We start from the raw sequence: 541 nt of genomic DNA, 5'->3' as shown, positions 1-541 counted from the left end.
ATGGTCGACGACAAATTACATGCGCGTTCAACAGGTCCTTACTCACTTGTTACACAACAACCTTTGGGTGGTAAAGCACAATTTGGTGGACAACGTTTCGGTGAGATGGAGGTTTGGGCACTAGAAGCATACGGTGCGGCATACACATTACAAGAAATCTTGACTTACAAGTCAGATGACGTTGTAGGACGTGTACAAACATACGAAGCTATCGTTAAAGGTGAACCAATTCCAAAACCAGGTGTACCTGAATCATTCCGTGTATTGGTTAAAGAATTGCAATCATTAGGTCTAGACATTGAAGTATTAGACTCTGATAAGAAAGCAGTAGATTTACGTGACATGGATGAAGTGACACCGGGCTTCCCTAAAAAAGATCAAGAAAACAAAGAAAATGCAGTTGATGCAGATGCAACTGTTGAATCACAAGCAAGTGAAATCACTGCACAAAAACAAGTAAACGAATAATTTGGGCAAATTAGATAAGGGAGGTTGGCCCCTTGGTAGATGTAAATAGATTTGAAAGCATGCGTATCGGGTT

1 pseudogene is annotated in these 541 nt (G+C 40.7%); it reads left to right on the top strand.

Annotated elements, in window-relative coordinates:
* A pseudogene (locus ACRCJ0_RS19075) lies at nucleotides 1-468 on the top strand (DNA-directed RNA polymerase subunit beta); the annotation flags it as partial.
* Between the last annotated feature and the right edge of the window lie 73 nt (nucleotides 469-541).

This window comes from Aerococcus sp. L_32, assembly GCF_050689315.1.
Note: the sequence above shows the minus strand (reverse complement) of the source record. Positions and strands in the feature narration are given on the sequence as shown.